A 17,927-nucleotide genomic window follows, 5' to 3' on the forward strand; every position below is an offset into this window, starting at 1 on the left:
TCGTTGACTCAACAAGTGATGAGCCAACCGGGCTCGGCGGAGGAGAACGACATGCAGGAACAGGTGCAGGGCGAGAGCGGTCACCGATCGGTGCTGGTGATCGGTGCGTCCCGGGGGTTGGGTGAGGCGGTCGTCGAGGAGTATGTGACGCGTGGCGCGCAGGTCGTCGGCACCGTGCGTGGCACGAGGACGACACCGCTGCACGACTACGCGCGACGTGCGGACGGGCGGGTCGAGATCGAGCAGGTCGACATCGACGAATCGGCCGAACTCGACGCTCTCGCCCGGCGCCTGACCGGCCGCACGTTCGATCTGCTGTTCGTCGTGGCGGGCATCTCGCTGGCGCCGAGGGAGGCGATCGCAACCGACATCGCGAATGAAGATTTCGAGCGGATGATGCTGACCAACGCGTTGAGCGTGATGCGCACCGTCGAGCGTCTGCAGGTGCTGGTGAGCCCGACCGGCACGATCGCGGTCATGTCCTCCGGCCAGGGCAGCATCACGAACAACACCTCTGGCGGATTCGAGGTGTACCGGGCGACGAAGTCTGCGCTGAATCAGCTGATGCGAAGCTTTGCCGCCCGCCATGCCGGCGATTCCCGTGCGCTGCTCCTGACGGCGCCCGGCTGGGTCAAGACCGACCTGGGTGGTCCCAAGGCCGCGCTCGAGGTGTCCGAAAGCATCCCGGCGCTGGTTGACACGGTCGAAGCGCAGCGAGGCGTGCCCGGTCTGCAGTACCTCGACCGGCACGGGGCGACGATCCCGTGGTGACGGCTGAACTACGCGTAGCCGACCCACCCTCGGAAGTTGAACGCCAAGAAGAAGTCTGTGACGTCGGTGAAGCCGGCCTCCTCGAGGATGGCGCGGTCCTCCTCGGGTGACAACACGGGGACGTCGGATTCGATTGCGACACGCGCCTTCTGCGCAACCGCGGGATCGATGCCCGTTGCGACGAGGTACGCCACATGCCGGTCTATCCAGGTGCGTCGTTCAGCCTCGTCGCGGTGCGCGATGCTGAGATGCATCACGACGAACGGGGCCCCGGGCGTCAACCGGCGCCGCACCTCGGACACCGTACGCAGCCGTTCGTCGGCTGTAAGGAAGTGCAACGTCAGCAGGCTGGTCGCAGCACCGAAGGGGCCAAGCGGCGCGTCGTCGATGTAGCCGTTGTGCATCGACACCCGCGACGCGTGTGATCCCAGGGTCTGTACCGCAAGATCCAACATCGCGGCCGATGGGTCGACCGCATCGAAGGTCCACCTTGGATGAGTCTCCGCGAGTGCCTTCGTCTCCAGTCCGCCGCCGGCCCCGAGTACCAGCACCCTGGTGTCAGTCGGAGCGTGTTCCTCGATGAGGACGCCGACCAGGCGGTGGATGTCGGCCAGCGCGGGCACCATCTGCCCGGCGCGCTCGGCGTACATAGCGATATGGGCGGGATCGTCGAATGGGTTCGGTGGTGTGGTCACGCCACGATGGTCGGCGCCCGAGGTCGAAGATGGCAAGAGAACTTGCCATCTGGGCAATATGCCGTCACGCGCTGACACATCGCCGCGATGGACGCGGCGGTGTGTCAGCCATCTGTGGAGGCGTTTCGGCGGTGATTCCGCTGTCCGCCAGGAAGTTATCTGTTGACGGTGTTGCCGCTCGCATGGTCCATGAAGATAGCGACGTGGGCCGGCGGCATTCCGGCCAGCGTTCCGCCGATCGGCGACGGGCGTTCGGCGTTGGCGATCATTGTGCGCGCGGGCCGAGAGCCTCGACCAGATCGGCAATGGATTCCGGTCCTCGCGAGTTGCTGAGCACGACGTCGTAGCCCGCGTCGATGGCGAGGCGGGCTGTCGCGCCGCCGACCAGGCCGGAGCCGATGATTCCGATGGTGTGCGTCATTGCGGAGTTCTCGTTTCTGAGTGGCGACGGCGGGACCGTCGGGTTTGATGTCGTTGACTGCGGCGCGCTGCTGCCGGAACCGCCGCTGGTGCAGGACGGTCAGAGCTTGTAGCCGCCGCTGGCCTCGATCACCTGTGCGGTCACCAACTGGGCTTCTTCGGAGGCCAGGAAGGCGACCAATGCCGCGATTTCGGAGGCCTCGCCGAAGCGTCCCAACGCGGTGTCCGACTCGATAGCGGTGACCATGTCGGCGTTCTCGCGGACGGCGGCGTTCATGTCGGTCCTGGTCCAGCCGGGGGCCACCGCGTTCACGGTGATGCGGCGCGGTCCGAGTTCCATCGCGAGCGAATGGGTCAAGTTGTTGATGCTGGCCTTGGCCATGGAGTAGACGGGCACCGCCTGCATCGGACGCGTGGCCGCGGCGGAGGAGACGTTGATGATGCGTCCGCCGTCGGCGATCCGGGTCAGCGCCGATTGGACGAGGAAGAAGGGCGCACGGACGTGGACCGCGAACATCGTGTCCCAGCTCTGCGGTGTCGTGTCGGTCAGGCCGCCCCAACCGGAGTTCCCGGCATTGTTGATCAGCAGGTCGAGCGTGTTGCTTCCGTTGCGCCGAGTGAGTTCACCGTCGAGTTGCCCGAACAGATTCGGGATGGAGTCGGCATCCACGAGGTCGGCGTGCAGTGCGAAGGCGCTGCCGCCGGCTTTTTCGATCGCCCTGACGGTTTCGTCCGCGCCGGACTTGCTCTCGTTGTAGGTGAGCGCGACGACCGCACCGTCCTGCGCGAGACGTTCTGCGATCGCGCGGCCGATGCCTCGCGAGCCTCCGGTGACGAGGGCGGTCTTTCCGGTCAGTGGTCGTGACATTTTCAATACCTCCATAAGGTGTGTGCTAGCCCTGGGTGCCGGCGGCGGGGACGGTCAGGATGGCCGGCGCAAAACGGCCGAGGTCTCCGCCGAAGTGGTTGTCCCCGATGTAATGGGTCAGCAGACCGAGCTGTTCGATGCTGCGTGCCGCGACCAGGGGGCCCGCGTCGATCGCCGGGAATCCGGCGTCCTCGGCCAGCTGGGCTACCGTCTTCTTCGCCGCGGCGTTGGCACCGGCGATGAATACCGATGGTGTTGCCGGGGAGCCGGCCCACCGCCGGTTGTCGAGGAGATCCGAGGGCATCGTGTTGAACGCCTTGACTACCCGCGCGTCCGGGAGTCGGCGTTGCAATTCCTCGGTGGTCGACGACTGTGCCATGAAAGCCTTGTCGTGGCTGTGTTCGAAGTCCGCGCTGACCTGCAGGGGGTTCATGGTCTCGATGACCACCTTCCCCGACAACGGCCCGACCGCTTCGAGGACGGCATCAAGTCGCGGCCAATACACCGAGAACAGGACGACCTCGCCGAAGTCGGCGGCCTCGGCGAGGGTGCCGCGCTGGACCTGCGGATGGGCCTCGACGAACGCGTCGAGCTTGTCCTGTCGCCCTTCCTTTGCGAGGAACAGTTCGTGACCTGCTGCGAGCCAGGCCCGCGACAGCGTCCGTCCGATGTTGCCCGCGTTCACTACGCCGATGCGCATGGGGGGTGTTTCCTTTCGCCGAAAGCATGTTCGTTAGACGGTCAGTATGATCAATGTGGCGGCTCGCCGATAAATTCCCGTGGCGCGGGAATCAATCAGCCGGCAGATGCATTGAGCAGACTGCCAGTCTCCCGAATAAGGTAGGTCGGGGAACCATCTACCGGTGCAACACCGGATGATCGAAGGAGAACGAATTGGCCACCAGCGAAGTACCCACCGGTTTGACGGCTCTGCTGGACGCATTGCACAACCACGACGCCGGTCGCGCCGGTGACCATCTCGCCGACGACATCGTGCTCAAGAGCCCCATCTTCGCCGAACCCTTCATCGGACGCGATACCGCCTTGGCTGTCATAGGCCACTTGTTGAATGCTGTCGACGATTTCGACTCCACCGATGTCATCGGCGGGCCCGAGACGTTCGCGGTCGTGCTCAAACTGCGGGCCGGTGACGCCGAGCTCGAAGGAGTGGACATCGTGCACGTCAACGCCGAGGGCAAGATCGACGCGATGACGGTTCAGTGGCGGCCGCTACCGGCGATCGTCGCCGTCCAGAAGCGCCTCGCGCCGGCCGTGGGCGTACCGGCGCTGTCTCTCACCGAAGCGAGCTGAGTACCCAAATCACCACTACACCAACACCAAGGCGATCCTTGACTTACAACCTGCACCCAGAGGCCCGAGCACTCATTGAGTCGCGGCCGCCTGCCCATCTGATCACCATGCGGCCGAACGGTCGTCCACACGTGTCTTTCATCTGGATCGACGTGACCGACGAGGGGCAGATCCAATTCGCGACGCCACCGTGGCGGATCAAGGGCAAGAATCTCGCGAACGATCCCGAGTGCATCCTGTCGATCCAAGACAACCAGAAGAACAGCAACGGCTTGCTCCGGCACCTTCTCATCGAGGGCGTCGCATCGATCGACGATGATCCCCGACACGGCCGGGAGTTCCTGGACCAACTCTTCTACAAGTACACCGGCGGACCCAACACCGAGCCGGACGACGGAGGACAGCTCCTCATCACGGTCGACATCACCCGCGTGTCCGGTGTCGGCCCATGGCACACGGGTAGAACGACGTCGATCGGGACGCCGATCTGACGAGCCTGGCCGGCTCCGGCGGATCCGCGATCTCGATGATGTGGCTGACGAAGCCGCGTCGCGCTGTGGACGACTCAGGCCTTCTCGAGCGTCAATGAGTTGTCGATGAAGTCATCGCAGATCCGCCGCATCAGGTCGAGCGGCATGCCGGGCGATTTCAGCACCACTTGGACCGCGAGGCCGTCGAGCAGGCCGATGAGCATGTTCGCCTGCACCTCCGGATCGCCGTCGCGGGTCAACCCCTCGTGCTGTGCGTTCTTCAGCACCTCGGCTACGACATCACGCCACTGGCCGTACAGGCGGTCGTTGATCTCCTGCAGCACGGGATCGCGGCTGCCTTCGGCCCACAGCGCCAGCCAGACCTTCCAGGCGCGCACCGACTGTTCGTCGTTGGGGAGGTAGGACTCGACGAGGTCGTGCAGGATCGCCACGCCGTCCTTCCCGGATGCCAGCAGCTTCTGACGCCGGGCCAGCGAGTCCGCCAGGTTGTACTCGAACGCGGCGGCGATGACTTCCCGCTTGGTTTCGAAGTAGTAGTGGACGGTTCCCGAGCTCACACCGGCTTCCTTGGCGACGTCGGAGAGCCGGAGGGCGGGGATGCCGACCGAGGCGATCACGGCGCAGGCCGCGGCGAGGATCTGGGGCCGACGCTCGGCTTCCACACTTGGGCGCGGCATGCTCCGATGGTACAAGCAGATAACCGGCCGACCGGTTAACCCTACCGGCGTTGGCCCAGATTGCGGGAGATCACCAGCCGCATGATGTCGGAGGTGCCCTCTTCGATCTCCTCCAGCTTGACGTCGCGCATCCACTGCTCGACCGGGTACTCGCGCGAATAGCCCCAGCCGCCAAGCGTCTGCACGGCAGCGTGGGTGACAAACATGGCGGTCTCAGACGCGGTGAGCTTGGCCATCGCGGCGATCCCGCGAGCCGGGGCGCCGCTGTCGATGACACGCGCGGCGTGCAGCGTCAGCAATCGCGCGGCCTCGATTCGGGTGGCCATGTCCGCCAACCGAAATGCCACGGCCTGGTGCTCGATGATGGGCACGCCGAACTGCTTTCGCGTCTGCGCGTATTCGAGGGCGTATTCGTAGGCGGCCCGCGCCGCACCCACCGCGGCAGCGCCGAGCACCACGCGGGAGATGTCGAACGTCCCCATCAAGCCGTAGAACCCCTGCCCCTCGTCACCCAACCGGTCATCGATGGGCACGAAGACGTCGTCGAGGAAGATCTCGCGGCACACGATGGCGCGCTGACCCATCTTCTTCATCGGCTCGCCGAACGAGAGCCCTTCGGCGTCCTTGCCGACGAGGAACGCGGTGATGCCCCCCGACCGCTTGGAGGGATCGGTCTTGGCGAAGATCACGTACTGCGCGGCGGTACCGGCATTGGAGATCCACGCCTTCTGCCCGGTGATCCGGTACCCGCCCTCGACCCGGCAGGCGGTGGTGACGATGGAAGCGGCGTCCGACCCGGATTCGGGCTCAGTGGTCGCCAGTGCGGTCATGACCGCTTCCGGACCGGTGAGCGGCGTCAGCCAGCGCTTCTTTTGCTCCTCGGTGCCGAGCACCATGATCGGGTCGGAAAAGAAGCCGTTGGAGCACACCAGGTTTCCGATGCCGGGGTCGCCCCAGCACAGCTCTTCTTGGACCAAACACTGGGTGAAGACGTCGGTGAAGCCACCGCCCCCGTACTCCTCCGGGATCATGAAGTCGGTGATGCCGACCGCCGCAGCCTTCGCGAAGATGTCCACCGGCGTGACCGTGTCGGCCTCGTCGACTTCACGACCGCGCGGGCGGATTTCCCTGGCCGCAAAATCGTGGCACAGATCGATGATCTGGCGCTGCTCGTCGGTGAGCGGCCAGGCCGGAATATTGGTGGTCTCTGCGACCATGACTATCTCCTTCGGGTTAATGCGATGAATCGGTGTAGATGGACTTGCCGACCACCAGTGCGTCGACGGCCAGCACACCGGAGGTGGTGGCCCGCACCGGATTAAGTTCGATCTCGCTGATGTCCGGCCGCGCCGCGATGAGCTGGGAAACCGCCATGACAGCCGCGGTCAGGGCGTCGACGTCCACTGGCGCCCGCCCACGCCACCCGTGCAGTAGCGGCGCCATCCGCAGGCCCTCCAGCATCGCTGTCGCCGTAGTCGGACTGACCGGCGCGCATTCCATCCGGATGTCGCGTAGCACCTCCGTTTCGGTCCCGCCGGCACCGACGACCACGACCGGACCCAAGTGCGGATCACGGCGCGCGGCGATCAGCACCTCGACGGCGTCGGGCCGCTGATCCTGTTCCTCGACGACGTACTCGCCGTCCCCGAGTCGGGCCCGCATGTCGTCGAACGCGGCGTGCAGATCGGCGCGGTCGCGCAGGTTGACCCGCACCCCGCTGACCTCGCTCTTATGTTCCAACCAGCCAGCTTTCAGCACCAGTGGGGCCCGGAGGCCGTCGGCGGCGGCGTCCAGTCCGGCGCTGTCGCGCACCACCGCGCCCGGTGGAAATGACACCCCCGCGTCAGAGAGCACGGCGCGGGCAGACCAGTAGCCGGGTTCGACCACGGCGGTGGTGGATTCGCGGACCGCGGCCACAGGCGTCGGCGTGGATTCCGACAGTGCCGCGACCACCCGCATGGCGGCCTCAATCCGGCCGTAGGTCGGGACGCCGTGGTCCCACAGTGCCCGTGCCGTCACCGAATCGGGCGCCATCGTGTGGACGAGGACAGGAAGTCCCGCGGTGCTGGCGATGGCACCCAGCTTCCGAGCGACGGCGACTTCCGCATCAGTCATGTCGGGGACGTCCTGCGAATAACAGCCGAAGTAGCCCGTCATCACGACGGCATCGACATCAGCTGCGGCGCAGACATGTTCGACCACCGCTGCGTAATTACCGAGATCCTGCTCGCCTGCGCCTGCGAGATCAACCGGGTTGCTGCAGGCGGCGCCGGTAGGCAGCTGGTCGTCTAGGCGATCGGAGAGTGACACCGGGAACTGCGGCACAGTCAGCCCAGCGGCGGCCGCGACGTCGGCGGCGATACCGCTCTGCCCGCCGCTGTCCCCGACGATGGCCACCCGGCGGCCACGCGACGCCGGGAGCGCGAGGAATCCGCGGGCGACGTCGACCAGCTCCGCGGGCGTCGCAACGCGGACCACACCGGCGGCTCGGCACGCGGCGTCGAGGACGTCCAGCGGCGAGGTCAACGACCCGGTGTGCGTGCGTGCCAGCCGCGAACTCGCCGTGCTGGCACCCACAGTGAGTAGCACGGTGGGCTTGCCCGCCGCCCGCAGCGTGGCCAGGGCACCGAACAGTGCCTCGCCATTGGTGAAGCTCTCCAGGTAGAGGGCGACGACGCGGGTGTCGTCGTGGTCCGCCAGATCGATCAGCACTTCCGTTGCCGTGACATCGGTTTGGTTGCCTATGGACACGAAGCGCGACACCCCGAGGCCGTGACGCCGGCCGATCGCCATCAGCTCCGATCCGAGCTGCCCGCTCTGGGAGACAATCGCCATTTGCCCCGGTGTCGGCGCTCCCCACATCAACCGCAACTCGTGGGCGGCGTCGTAGATCCCGAGGCTGTTGGTCCCGATGAGCCGGGCACCGCCTGAGGTGATCCGGGCCGCGAGACCGGTATCGTCGGCCACCCCGGCGGTGATGCCGAGGAAGCCGCGCGTGCCGCGCGCCAGCGCCTCGTCGACGACCAGGTCGACGTGGCCGGCCGGCACGCACAGCGCGACCAGCTCGGGCGCCTCAGGAAGTTCGGAAATGCTTGCTGCGCAGGGCTGACCGAGCACGGCCGTGGCGCGTCGGTTGACCAGGTGCACGGTCCTGCGGTGGGCGCCTGCGAGTGCGCCGGACGCCAGCCAGTAGCCCCACTTGGCGGGGTCCTCGGACGCGCCGACGACGGCGACCGACGACGGGTCGCTGAAGACTCGGAGATCGGTTATCAGGGGAGTTCCGCCTTGACCTCGGCGGCAGCGCGCTGACCCGACGCGATGGCGCCGTCGATGTAGCCGTTCCAGACGTTCGACGTCTCGGTGCCCGCCCAGTGGATGGGCCCGCAAGCGGTGCGCCACCCCTCCCGGCCGTGCTCGAACCAGACGCCCGGCGCCGGATTCGCCGCGTACCCGCCGCACGCCCATGGGTCCTGCGGCCAGATCTTCTCGGTGTAGTGCGACGGCGCAGCGGCTGCGTCGCCGAAAAGCGCTGTCAGGGTGGCGAGTATGTCAGCTTGTCGCTCATCCGGTGACAGTGCGGCCCACCGCCGTTGACGGTCGGCGTAAACGAAGGAGACCAGGACGCCGGCGCTGCCATCCTCGGGGGAGTTGTCGAACACCACGCCGACGGAGTGCTCGCCGTATACTGTGGCCTCGCCGGAGTGGCCCGCGCTTCGCCAGAACGGGGTGGCGTAGACCGTGTGGACCTTCGCGACGTCACCCATGGGATTGCGTTCCATCCACCGGTTGCGGGCCTGGGGGAGCGGCGGCGTGAACCGGATCCGCACGGCGGCGCCCGGCGAGGCCGCGACGACGACACGCTGGGCCCGCACCCGACCCCGTGCGGTGTCGACGAGTACGTCACCGTCGTCGAGGGTGTGGATGTCGCGGACCGCGGCGTTCAGGTGGACCACCTCGCCCAGGTGGGTCGCCATGGCTAGTGCCACCGACTGCGCTCCCGCGGTGAATCGTCGCTCCTGGGCGCAGCCCTCGGTCTCCATCAGCTGGTCGAATCCGCCCGCGGCTGCGACGTAGAACAGGAAGTGAAACAGCGAGATGTCCCGCGGTTCGACGGTCCACACTCCCTGCACGGCCAGGGCCATACGGGTCCTGGCATCCTCGTCGGACACTTCGCGGTCCAGGTATGACTGGACAGTCTGGCTGTCCCACTGCAAGAGCTGCTGCGCCGCAGTTGGATTCTCCAGGTCGATGGTGGCGGCCAGGGTGTCGATGGCTTCGGCAGCCGCTACGTACTCGGTGACTCCCGGACCGTCGACCGGACCGGCATCACGGAACGGCCTGCATACGCCGTCGGTCCACAGTTCGAGGTGGCTGCCGGTGTTGTAGGTCGGAAAGGTCGTGCACCCGAAGCGCTCCGCGGCCTCCAGCAGGCGCTTCTGGGTCGGGCCCACCCACTGCCCGCCGTGGTCGATGACCAGTCCCGAGCCGACGTCGAGTTGCTCGGACAGTGTCCGGCCGCCGACGCGATCTGAGCCCTCCAGCACGACGACGTCGATCCCGGCGTCGTGCAGCTCCAGAGCCGCGGACAGGCCGGCGTATCCGGCGCCGACGACCACCACGGCCGCCGATGCAGGCAGTGGCCCAAGGGAAAAGCGGGTCATGAGCAGCGATCTTATAATAACTGGCGCACCAGTCAAGTATTTTCGGTGATGCGGCCGATGCTATTGACAGGATGTGGCTTCCACCACACACTCTTTCTAAACTGGCCCGCCGATCAGAAATGGGTAACCGTGCAATCAACGCCACTGGATCAGCAGTTCGAGGACCGTCTGTCCCTGATCGAATCCGGGGATGCGGGGTTGACCACCGTGCCGGACCTGCCGCTTCGCGACTTCCTCCTGGCTGTCGCGGCGCTGATCGTCGCCGTCATCGCGCTGACGTGGTGGGCGTACTGATGACCGAGACCGCCCGCCGGGGACTCCAGGCCAGTGATACCTGCGTCGACGCGACCCTGACCGATCTACCTCTGCTTCCCCGTGAGCGGATCTGGGGCTTCTGGCAGCACTCCTCGGTCAACGTCGGCCTCGCGATTGCCACGTGGGCCTTCCTGCAGGGTGCGGCGGTGGCGTACTACGTCGGTCTCGCCCAAGCCATCGCCACCATCGTCATCGGCTACGGAATCAGCGTGCTCGCAGTCGCTCTCGCGCCGTGCCTGCCGTCGGTCAAGTACGGCATCGAGCAGTTCATCGGTGTACGGAGCACCTTCGGTGAGGTCGGAGCGCGAGTGGTCATGATCGCGGTGTCGACGGTGCTCGCCGCAGCATGGTCCGCGGTGCTGGCGATCATGTTTGGTCACGGTCTGGTGGTCGTCGCCAATCAGCTGCTCGGCATCGAACTGTCTCAGACCGGCGCGGCGGCAAGCATTCTGGGACTCGCTGCGATCGTGGTGTCGGCGCTGATCCTGGTTCGCGGACCGGTCTCGGTCGAAATCGTGTGCCGCATGCTGGCGCCCTTGCTGATGGCCGTCCTGATCGGCATTCTGGTCATCGTCTTCACCGGTAACACCTGGGGCGAACTCGTCGCGCTCGCGCCACTGGGTGGAGCGGCCGGGGACAACCATCTGAATTTCATGCTCGCCGTCGAATTGAGCATCGCGGGTGGCTTCGCCTGGTGGCCCAACCTCGGCAACCTTGCCCGCCTGACGCGCAGTTCGCGAGCGGCGTTCTGGCCCAACTGGGTTGGTGTCTTCGGCGCGTCGGTGATCGCCGCGGTGGTCGGATCGATCGCGGCGCTGTCGCTGCAACTCGACGAGCCCACCCAGTGGTTCATCCCACTGGCAGGCGTCGTTCTGGGCATGGTGGCGCTGGTGATCGTGTGCTTCGCGAACATCACCGCGATCCTGTCTCAGGGATACGCGTCGATGGTTGCGCTCAAGGGCGGCGGTGGGCGCTTCTTCCACTCGCTCGCCTGGCCGTGGCTGGTCGCCGCCATCCTCGGCCCGGCCGCAATCCTGGTGTTCTTTCCCGCTGCGGTCTACGACAACTACGGGCGTTTCCTGTCGTGGGGGGCGATCGTCTTGGCGCCGCTGTGCGCCGTGCAGATCGTCGACTACTTCATCCTGCGCCGCCGCGTCCTCAGCGTTCGGGACCTGTTCCTGCCCGCGGATCAGTCGGCCTACGGCTACTGGAAGGGCGTCAACTACGTGGCGTTCGCCTCGGTTGCGGTTGGCGCGGTGACATATTCGCTGCTGCTCAACCCGGTCACCTACGAACCCAGTGAGCTCTTCCGCTACACGACGGCATCAGTGCCCCCCTTCCTGATTGCCGGCGTGACCCATTACGTCCTGACGCGGACCGTCGTGCAGCGCCTCGGCATGGGCGGATACGCCTGAGCCCGCGCCGAGTGGAGAGTGCAATTCGTCATCCGTTGACGAGTGAACTGAAGTCGACCACGGCGGCCGACAGGCCTTGGTAAGCGGCGACCGCCACGAAGATCGTGATGATGCCCAGAGCGATGTTCAGTGGCCACTTGTTCACGTGAGCGCCCATGATGTCGCGGCGGTTGAGCATGAACAGCAAACCGATGGTGATCACCAGAAGGAATGGCGCGGTGAGCACATGCGAGACCACGGTGAGCACGATGAAGCCCGGCGCGCCGGGAAGTGACCAGACGACGGCCATCAAACCCCAGAAGATCATCACCTTGTAGAACGGATCCTTGCCCGGATCGTCGCCATAGCGGTCGATCCGGCCGGGCCGGGTCACCTGCAGTGCCTCGACCGCCATCTTGCTCAGTGCGAAGATCGAACTGCTGACGGTCGTCCACGCCGCGCCCAGCAGGCCGAGGTAGAACAGGTACGGGCCGACGGGGCCGATCACGCTACCCAGCGCATCCGCGATGTCGGCGGGCTTCTCGATGCCGGAGCCGTCACCGAAGATCACTTCCGCGCCGACCGCCCAGATGCTGACTCCGAGGAAGAGCACCACGATGATGCCGAAAAGAAGGTCGTATTGCTGAACCCGGCGGTGCGCCGGAGTGGTCCACCCCTTCTCCCGCAGGAACTGGGGGTAGAACAGGTTGGCCATCGAACCCAGCGTCGCCAACACCAGGCTAGAGGCGATGAGAGAGGAGTCGAAAAGGCCTTCCTGGGGTGGAAGGTCGAACGCGAACCCGCGAACCATTGCGCCCCAGTCGATCCCCACCAGGGCGACAGTGAGGACGAACGTCGCCGCCATCACCGCGAGAATCACCTTGAACATCTTCTCGATCACCGAGTAGACGCCTTTGAAGGTGACGACGAAGACCGACGCCGCCCCTATCAACGTCCACACGAACGGTGAGAGCCCGCCGAACAGGCCCTCGAGCGCGATGCCGACGCCGCTGAGGGTGAACGCGAGCAGGATGTGGGTGTAGATGACGAACGAGACGAGCATCAGGTATCCGAAAACTCGGTTGGTTCTTGCGAATCCACGTACCAGGCTCGGGTCGCGCTGCACGTTGAAGATGGGGTACTTGCCGAGCGCGTTGACGAACACAAAGCGCAGCACCAGCGTCAGCGGCAGTACCCAAAGCAGCGCGTACCCGTAATTGGCGCCGGCGACCGAGTTGTCGATCAGATCGCCCGTGCCCACCCAACTCAGCGCCACCACAATGCCCGGCCCGAACGATTTGAGGTAGCTGAGGAAGCTGCCGGCCACTGGTGCCGGCGCCACTTTGTCGTCGGCGATCGCCTTCGGTACAGGGATGCCGAGGTCGTCGACCGGGCCCGGGGTGACGCGATCGGTGTTGTGGGGAGTTGCATCGGCGTTGTGGTCCGCCTGCGGCATTCGGTCCTCCTCGGGTGAACGGTGGGTGCCTACGTCTGCGACAGGGTGACGACAGTCACACGCTACGGTATATTGGTATACCAGAATGTCAATGGTGTCGCGCGGAACGACGAAATGCTGCCGCCAGGAAGACCCGTGGCGCGCCACACGACGGACAAAGCCTGTGGAGGAGCACTGCATGACCAACGAGACCGGGCAGGACGGCTGGAACGCGACCCGCGCCATGCTGGCCAGCGTCAGCACTGCCACCATCACCACGCAGCTGATGGACCGCGGGTTGCGTTCGGCGTTCCTGATGGGACCGCGCCCGCTCAACCAAACCGCTCAACGGATGGTGGGACCGGCGTTCACGCTGCGCTACATCCCGGCCCGCGAGGACATCGACGTACTGAGTGTCTTCACCGACTACGACCATCCGCAGCGTCGCGCCGTCGAGACGGCACCCGCGGGCTCGGTGCTGGTGATGGACAGCCGCGGGCAGAGCAAAGCCGCTTCGCTGGGCAACATTCTGGCCACCCGGTTCATGGTGCGCGGCGGCGCCGGGATTGTCACCGATGGAGCGGTGCGCGATCTCAAAGGGTTTCAGACCATGGCGATGCCCACCTTTGCCTCCGGCGCCTCGCCCACCACCAACCTCGCGCAACACCACGCCGTGGACCTCGACGTGCCGATCGGCTGCGGGGAGGTCGCGGTTTATCCCGGTGACGTGATCGTCGGCGACGGCGACGGCGTGGTCTGCGTGCCCGCTCACCTCGCCGACGAGGTGGCTCGCGACGCCGTCGAGCAGGAGCGACTCGAGGAGTTCGTTCTTGCGCGCATCGAATCAGGGCTGCCGCTGCGCGGAACCTATCCGCCAGACCCCGCCACTCGAGCCGAATATGACCGCAGCCGTACGTGATTCAGACGACGGTCGGGTCGTCGTCTGATGCTCGTACCCGATCGATGGAGGCATTGATGTGCTCTCGCAACAACCGCTCGGCGCCCTCGGCGTCACCAGCGGTCACTGCGCGCAGGATTGCGCCGTGCTCCTCGTGCTCGGCCGCGGCGGTGGGGCTCATCTCCCAGAAGATCTGCAACACGGCCAGAGCGGTGAGGTCCTGCAGAGCGTCGAGGGTGGAGACCACCAGAGGGTTGTGGCAGTGCCGGTAGAGCGCCCAGTGGAATTTGCGGTTCTCCATCGCCATCGCCGACCATTCCCCGGCCTGCAGAAGCTCGGTGGCCCGCCGGTGCGCGCTCACGGCGTCCGGCACCGGTACCTCCCGACGCGCCACCGTCCCCACGGCCCAGGGCTCAAGCAGCACCCGCTGTTCGTAGACGTGTCGTGCGTCGGTGCGGGTCATATCGCGCACCCGCACTCCGCGGTTGCGCGTCGTGGTGATCAGACCGGAGTTGTCGAGTTGGATGAACGCCTCGCGCACCGGGGTCTTCGACACACCCAACTGCTCGGCGATACGTCGCTCGACGAGCACGTCGTCGGCCCGGATACGGCCGGCGAGAATCGCTTCCCGCAACGATGCCGCGACCAGATCGGCCTGGCTGGTGGCGCGCCCGAGTGCGGGCAGGGCACCGCCGGAGGGCGAGTCGGTCAGCGACATGATCGTTGGTATACCACAACACCACACCCGACATCTGCTAGGAGACGCGTGAACCCGACTTCGCTGATGCGCGAGCGGCTGCGCTCTGTGGTGGCCATTCCGAAGATTCTCTCGGCGCGGGAATGTCAGCGATGAGCGCGAGCAGGCTGGCCGGGCACGCGGTGGTGGAGCAGCTCGTGGCACTCGGCGCAGACCGGGCGTTCGGGGTGCCGGGTGAGAGCTACCTCGCGGTGCTCGACGGGTTGCACGACCACGTGGAAGAGTTCCCGTTCGTCGTGGCTAGGCAGGAGGGCGGGGCGGCCATGATGGCGGCCGCCCACGGCCAGCTCACCGGCCGGCCGGGTATCGCGATGGTGACCCGGGGTCCGGGTGCCACCAACGCCAGCATCGGTGTCCATGTGGCCTCCCAGGACAGCAGCCCGATGCTGTTGCTGGTCGGCCAGGTGCCCACGACGCAGCTCGGCACCCGCGCCTTCCAGGAGGTCGATTATGGCCAGATGTTCGGTGGTCTGGCCAAGGGGGTCGTCGAGCTTGACCACGCCGACCGGGTCTGCGAGCAGGTCGCCCGCGCCTGGACTCTCGCCATGGCCGGCGACCCCGGTCCGGTCGTGGTGGTGATGCCCGAGGACGTGCTCTCGACTCCGACGAACTGTGCGTTGCGTCCCGGGCCGGCCCCGGCCGCTTCCGCCACCGCTGGAGTCGAGCAGATCCGGGCTGCCCTCGCGCAGGCTCGGCGCCCGCTGATCGTGGTCTCCGGCAATGCGTGGTCTCGCGGCGGCCGCGACGCGCTCCGCGAACTCGCGGAGCAATCCGCCCTCCCGGTCGCCACCGCCACGCGTCGCCAGGACATCCTCGACAACCGCAGCGACGTGTACGTCGGCACCATCGGGCTACAGACCACCCCGGGTCTGGCGAGTCTCGCCAGCGAGGCCGACATCGTGCTGCTGCTCGGCACCCGTCCGGACGGGCTGACCGCCGAGGACGGCGAGTGGCTCACCGCGACTGCCGCGGGTCGGCGACTGTTGCACGTCTATCCCGATCCGGATGTTCTCGGCAGCGTGTATCGCGCCGACGTGGCGGTGGCGGCTCGGCCCGACGACGTCGCGCGGGCACTGTCAGCCTCGTTGGCCGCTTCCCCGCTTCCTGCGAGTGACGAGCGGGCTGGATGGTGCAAGCTGTTGCGCGAGAACCGGATTGCTGTGCGCACCGCGCAGGTGGGCCCGCGCCACCCGGCGGCTTTCATGGCCGCGCTGGCTGCACAGGTGACGCCCGATGCCGTGATGACCGCCGGGGCAGGTCTCTACACCGGATGGCATCAGCAGCACCGCGACTACATCGCGTACCCCTCGCAGGTGGCCAGTCACTCCGGAAGCATGGGCTACGGGCTGCCCGCCGCGATCGCCGCAGCCTTTGCCCTGCCTTCGCGGGAGGTGGTCGCGTTCGCCGGCGATGGCTGCTTCTTGATGAACGGTCAGGAACTCTCGACCGCTGTGCGCTACGGCCTGGGGATCACCGTCGTGGTGGTGTCCAACGGCGGGTACGGCACCATTCGCCGACACCAGGAGCGCCGGTTCCCCGGACGTGCGAGCGGCACAGACTTGGAGAACCCGGACTTTGCCGCACTCGCGCGTGCGCACGGCGCGTGGGCCGCAACCGTACGTACGCCCGCCGAGTTCGGTGCGGCACTAGGTGCCAGACCTGCCGGCGAGGTTTGTCTGATCGAGGTGGACCTGCCGGACTCGATCAGTCGAGATGGCCCGCCACGCTTGCGTGATCGAGGACTGGCCCTATCCGAACCCGACGACGTGGCCCGCTCGGGATAGCGATGTGCAAAGAGCAGTGCCAAGTCGATTCCTAAAATCAGCCGAAGTACGCGTAGTCCTGCACCCAGTGGAATCCGCGGCTGCGCAACGTGAAGCTGTTCGGATCCAGCCGTTCCAGGGTGATCGCCACCGGACGGTCACGCAGTTTCCCGTGTAGTAACAGCCGGTCCGGGGTGGGTTGCTCGACGGTCAGCGTCGCGAGGGGCCGCCGGGGCCCGCCCTGCCCGCCGGTTGTGTCTGCCATCCTGGTGAGCTCCAGCTGGCGTGCAGAGCGGAAGTCGGAGCGCAGCGGCACCAGTTCACCATTCATCTGTTGGTAGGTTGCTGCGCCCGGATCATCGAAAACAAGACGTTGCCAGCGATTTTCGTCGGTAATGAGCGGCGGAACCGGGTGCCCGTCGAGGACAAATTCCCGTACGTCCCAGATTCCGTACAGTTCGGACTTCGGGCTGGCGGCGCCGTACTGATCCTGCCAGACCACCCAGCGGTCAAAGCCGGCACCGAACGCGACCCAGAAGCCGACGGCCACCAGAACCCAGGCCGCGATACGGTTCCTCCGGTCGTCGGTGAACAGTGCGGGTTGGGTCAGCGCCTCGCATGCGCGTTGCAACACAAACAGATTGACCAATGGGCGCAGGTACGGCGCGAGCAGGACCAGGCTGATGAACAGCAGGTGCGCCGAGAGCAGCTTCTCCGGTACGTCGAACGTCATGTTCATCAGGAGAACCTGAGTCATGCTCGCCAGGCTCAGTGCGGCGCCGAGCACCGCGGTCCGCGGCACGAACAACAGCAGCCCGACCACGACTTCCACAGCGCCCAAGGCCATCTCATACGGATAGGAACTGCCAACCTGTAGCCAAAGCACCGACATGGGACTGAAGCTGCCGTAGGGCTGCAACAGCTGTGCCAACGTGGGGCCGGGCATCTGGGTGGGGATCAGCTTGGCGAATCCGAACGACAGCATTTGCCCACCCAGGCACAGCCGAAGGAACAGCGTGAACCACGCCAGTAGCCGAGGGTGGGAGGTGCGACGGTCGACGGCAGTCCACACCGCGGTGGCCACCACCGCGGCAATCAGGATGCAGAACACCAGTACCCAGATGGCCGTCTGGTCTCCGGCTCCGGAGTCCTTGTGCAGTACCGCATCGACCCCGAAGAATGTCCTGCCCACCCAGCCGGTGACGGGGTCGGTCAGGGACACGATCCACGGCCCGTTGCGGATCCAGCGGCCAACGACGCCAAGCAGCTCGAACGGTATATACGTGGTGAGCGTGCAATACAGGCCGAAATAGACGACGCAGAATCGGAACGCGGTCAGCGACAGCGGACGCCAGCTCGCCCCGGTGGCACCCGTGGTCAGACATGGCATGGCTGCCAGTCAAGGCCCGGGGGTGTTCCCAGCGCGTATGCGATTTTCGATATGACGGCGATATGCGCCGCCTCGTAGCTT

General features: G+C 66.3%; 18 protein-coding genes. 7 read left to right on the forward strand and 11 right to left on the reverse strand.

Translation table 11 applies throughout. The annotated features are described in order from the left end of the window. Positions 1-18: 18 nt before the first annotated feature. On the forward strand, positions 19-771 hold the full coding sequence (locus ACWDTP_RS01655) for an SDR family NAD(P)-dependent oxidoreductase (protein ID WP_450015914.1): 753 nt from the start codon (positions 19-21) through the stop codon (positions 769-771). Between the two features lie 8 nt (positions 772-779). Here ACWDTP_RS01655 and ACWDTP_RS01660 read toward each other — a convergent pair whose 3' ends face one another. The 4 genes from ACWDTP_RS01660 to ACWDTP_RS01675 all read right to left on the reverse strand — a co-directional run bounded on the left by ACWDTP_RS01660 (position 780) and on the right by ACWDTP_RS01675 (position 3,454). Next, the gene (locus ACWDTP_RS01660; protein ID WP_450015916.1) at positions 780-1,466 is read right to left on the reverse strand and encodes a class I SAM-dependent methyltransferase; all 687 of its coding nucleotides are present in this window, start codon (positions 1,464-1,466) and stop codon (positions 780-782) included. A 265-nt stretch (positions 1,467-1,731) separates the two neighbouring features. Continuing rightward, entirely contained in the window at positions 1,732-1,887 is a 156-nt protein-coding gene (locus ACWDTP_RS01665; RefSeq protein WP_450015918.1) for an NAD(P)-binding domain-containing protein, read from the reverse strand. Positions 1,888-1,986: 99 nt separating this feature from the next. Then, entirely contained in the window at positions 1,987-2,754 is a 768-nt protein-coding gene (locus ACWDTP_RS01670; RefSeq protein ID WP_450015920.1) for an SDR family NAD(P)-dependent oxidoreductase, read from the reverse strand. 25 nt (positions 2,755-2,779) lie between these two features. After that, positions 2,780-3,454: an NADPH-dependent F420 reductase gene (locus tag ACWDTP_RS01675; RefSeq protein ID WP_450015922.1), complete on the reverse strand. Its 675-nt coding sequence runs from the start codon at positions 3,452-3,454 to the stop codon at positions 2,780-2,782. A gap of 194 nt (positions 3,455-3,648) precedes the next feature. Here ACWDTP_RS01675 and ACWDTP_RS01680 point away from each other — a divergent pair, with 194 nt between their 5' ends. Beyond that, a complete protein-coding gene (locus tag ACWDTP_RS01680) occupies positions 3,649-4,065 on the forward strand; it encodes a nuclear transport factor 2 family protein (RefSeq protein ID WP_450015924.1) in 417 nt (138 codons plus the stop codon). Next, positions 3,975-4,556: a pyridoxamine 5'-phosphate oxidase family protein gene (locus ACWDTP_RS01685; RefSeq protein ID WP_450015926.1), complete on the forward strand. Its 582-nt coding sequence runs from the start codon at positions 3,975-3,977 to the stop codon at positions 4,554-4,556. Before ACWDTP_RS01680 ends, ACWDTP_RS01685 begins: the two co-directional genes overlap by 91 nt. A gap of 74 nt (positions 4,557-4,630) precedes the next feature. Here ACWDTP_RS01685 and ACWDTP_RS01690 read toward each other — a convergent pair whose 3' ends face one another. The 4 genes from ACWDTP_RS01690 to ACWDTP_RS01705 are packed head-to-tail and all read right to left on the reverse strand — an operon-like array spanning position 4,631 to position 9,894. Then, a complete protein-coding gene (locus tag ACWDTP_RS01690; RefSeq protein WP_450015928.1) occupies positions 4,631-5,233 on the reverse strand; it encodes a TetR/AcrR family transcriptional regulator in 603 nt (200 codons plus the stop codon). 41 nt (positions 5,234-5,274) lie between these two features. Next, the gene (locus tag ACWDTP_RS01695) at positions 5,275-6,450 is read right to left on the reverse strand and encodes an acyl-CoA dehydrogenase family protein (protein ID WP_450015930.1); all 1,176 of its coding nucleotides are present in this window, start codon (positions 6,448-6,450) and stop codon (positions 5,275-5,277) included. A gap of 16 nt (positions 6,451-6,466) precedes the next feature. Beyond that, entirely contained in the window at positions 6,467-8,506 is a 2,040-nt protein-coding gene (locus tag ACWDTP_RS01700; RefSeq protein WP_450016095.1) for an acetate--CoA ligase family protein, read from the reverse strand. Next, on the reverse strand, positions 8,503-9,894 hold the full coding sequence (locus tag ACWDTP_RS01705) for a flavin monoamine oxidase family protein (protein WP_450015932.1): 1,392 nt from the start codon (positions 9,892-9,894) through the stop codon (positions 8,503-8,505). The genes ACWDTP_RS01700 and ACWDTP_RS01705 overlap by 4 nt, the downstream gene beginning before the upstream one ends. A gap of 129 nt (positions 9,895-10,023) precedes the next feature. Between ACWDTP_RS01705 and ACWDTP_RS01710 the strand changes: the two genes are divergently transcribed. Next, positions 10,024-10,188: a hypothetical protein gene (locus ACWDTP_RS01710; protein ID WP_450015933.1), complete on the forward strand. Its 165-nt coding sequence runs from the start codon at positions 10,024-10,026 to the stop codon at positions 10,186-10,188. Next, on the forward strand, positions 10,188-11,624 hold the full coding sequence (locus ACWDTP_RS01715; RefSeq protein ID WP_450015935.1) for a cytosine permease: 1,437 nt from the start codon (positions 10,188-10,190) through the stop codon (positions 11,622-11,624). Before ACWDTP_RS01710 ends, ACWDTP_RS01715 begins: the two co-directional genes overlap by 1 nt. A gap of 28 nt (positions 11,625-11,652) precedes the next feature. On the opposite strand, the gene ACWDTP_RS01720 is transcribed toward ACWDTP_RS01715, so the two are convergent. After that, positions 11,653-13,284, reverse strand: coding sequence for an Nramp family divalent metal transporter (locus ACWDTP_RS01720; protein WP_450015937.1), 1,632 nt, complete (start codon positions 13,282-13,284; stop codon positions 11,653-11,655). On the opposite strand from ACWDTP_RS01720, the gene ACWDTP_RS01725 reads away from it, so the two are divergent. After that, positions 13,238-13,957, forward strand: a complete 720-nt coding sequence (locus ACWDTP_RS01725) for a ribonuclease activity regulator RraA (protein ID WP_450015939.1) — start codon at positions 13,238-13,240, stop codon at positions 13,955-13,957. The genes ACWDTP_RS01720 and ACWDTP_RS01725 overlap by 47 nt on opposite strands. 1 nt (position 13,958) lies before the next feature. Here the strand turns inward: ACWDTP_RS01725 and ACWDTP_RS01730 are convergent, their stop codons facing one another. Then, complete coding sequence (locus ACWDTP_RS01730; protein WP_450015941.1) at positions 13,959-14,654, reverse strand: GntR family transcriptional regulator; 696 nt, start codon at positions 14,652-14,654, stop codon at positions 13,959-13,961. 131 nt (positions 14,655-14,785) lie between these two features. On the opposite strand from ACWDTP_RS01730, the gene ACWDTP_RS01735 reads away from it, so the two are divergent. Then, the gene (locus tag ACWDTP_RS01735) at positions 14,786-16,477 is read left to right on the forward strand and encodes a thiamine pyrophosphate-dependent enzyme (RefSeq protein ID WP_450015942.1); all 1,692 of its coding nucleotides are present in this window, start codon (positions 14,786-14,788) and stop codon (positions 16,475-16,477) included. 37 nt (positions 16,478-16,514) lie between these two features. Here ACWDTP_RS01735 and ACWDTP_RS01740 read toward each other — a convergent pair whose 3' ends face one another. After that, entirely contained in the window at positions 16,515-17,846 is a 1,332-nt protein-coding gene (locus ACWDTP_RS01740) for a DoxX family protein (RefSeq protein ID WP_450015944.1), read from the reverse strand. Positions 17,847-17,927: the final 81 nt, after the last annotated feature.

The sequence above is a fragment of the Mycobacterium sp. NPDC003449 genome, assembly GCF_053588415.1.

Excerpts from the sequence above, each read along its gene's own strand:
- ACWDTP_RS01655 (WP_450015914.1), top strand. The coding sequence starts at position 19 with ATGAGCCAACCGGGCTCGGCGGAGGAGAACGACATGCAGGAACAGGTG.
- ACWDTP_RS01665 (WP_450015918.1), bottom strand. The coding sequence starts at position 1,887 with ATGACGCACACCATCGGAATCATCGGCTCCGGCCTGGTCGGCGGCGCG.
- ACWDTP_RS01670 (WP_450015920.1), bottom strand. The coding sequence starts at position 2,754 with ATGTCACGACCACTGACCGGAAAGACCGCCCTCGTCACCGGAGGCTCG.
- ACWDTP_RS01675 (WP_450015922.1), bottom strand. The coding sequence starts at position 3,454 with ATGCGCATCGGCGTAGTGAACGCGGGCAACATCGGACGGACGCTGTCG.
- ACWDTP_RS01690 (WP_450015928.1), bottom strand. The coding sequence starts at position 5,233 with ATGCCGCGCCCAAGTGTGGAAGCCGAGCGTCGGCCCCAGATCCTCGCC.
- ACWDTP_RS01695 (WP_450015930.1), bottom strand. The coding sequence starts at position 6,450 with ATGGTCGCAGAGACCACCAATATTCCGGCCTGGCCGCTCACCGACGAG.
- ACWDTP_RS01705 (WP_450015932.1), bottom strand. The coding sequence starts at position 9,894 with ATGACCCGCTTTTCCCTTGGGCCACTGCCTGCATCGGCGGCCGTGGTG.
- ACWDTP_RS01715 (WP_450015935.1), top strand. The coding sequence starts at position 10,188 with ATGACCGAGACCGCCCGCCGGGGACTCCAGGCCAGTGATACCTGCGTC.
- ACWDTP_RS01725 (WP_450015939.1), top strand. The coding sequence starts at position 13,238 with ATGACCAACGAGACCGGGCAGGACGGCTGGAACGCGACCCGCGCCATG.
- ACWDTP_RS01720 (WP_450015937.1), bottom strand. The coding sequence starts at position 13,284 with ATGGCGCGGGTCGCGTTCCAGCCGTCCTGCCCGGTCTCGTTGGTCATG.
- ACWDTP_RS01730 (WP_450015941.1), bottom strand. The coding sequence starts at position 14,654 with ATGTCGCTGACCGACTCGCCCTCCGGCGGTGCCCTGCCCGCACTCGGG.
- ACWDTP_RS01735 (WP_450015942.1), top strand. The coding sequence starts at position 14,786 with ATGAGCGCGAGCAGGCTGGCCGGGCACGCGGTGGTGGAGCAGCTCGTG.
- ACWDTP_RS01740 (WP_450015944.1), bottom strand. The coding sequence starts at position 17,846 with ATGCCATGTCTGACCACGGGTGCCACCGGGGCGAGCTGGCGTCCGCTG.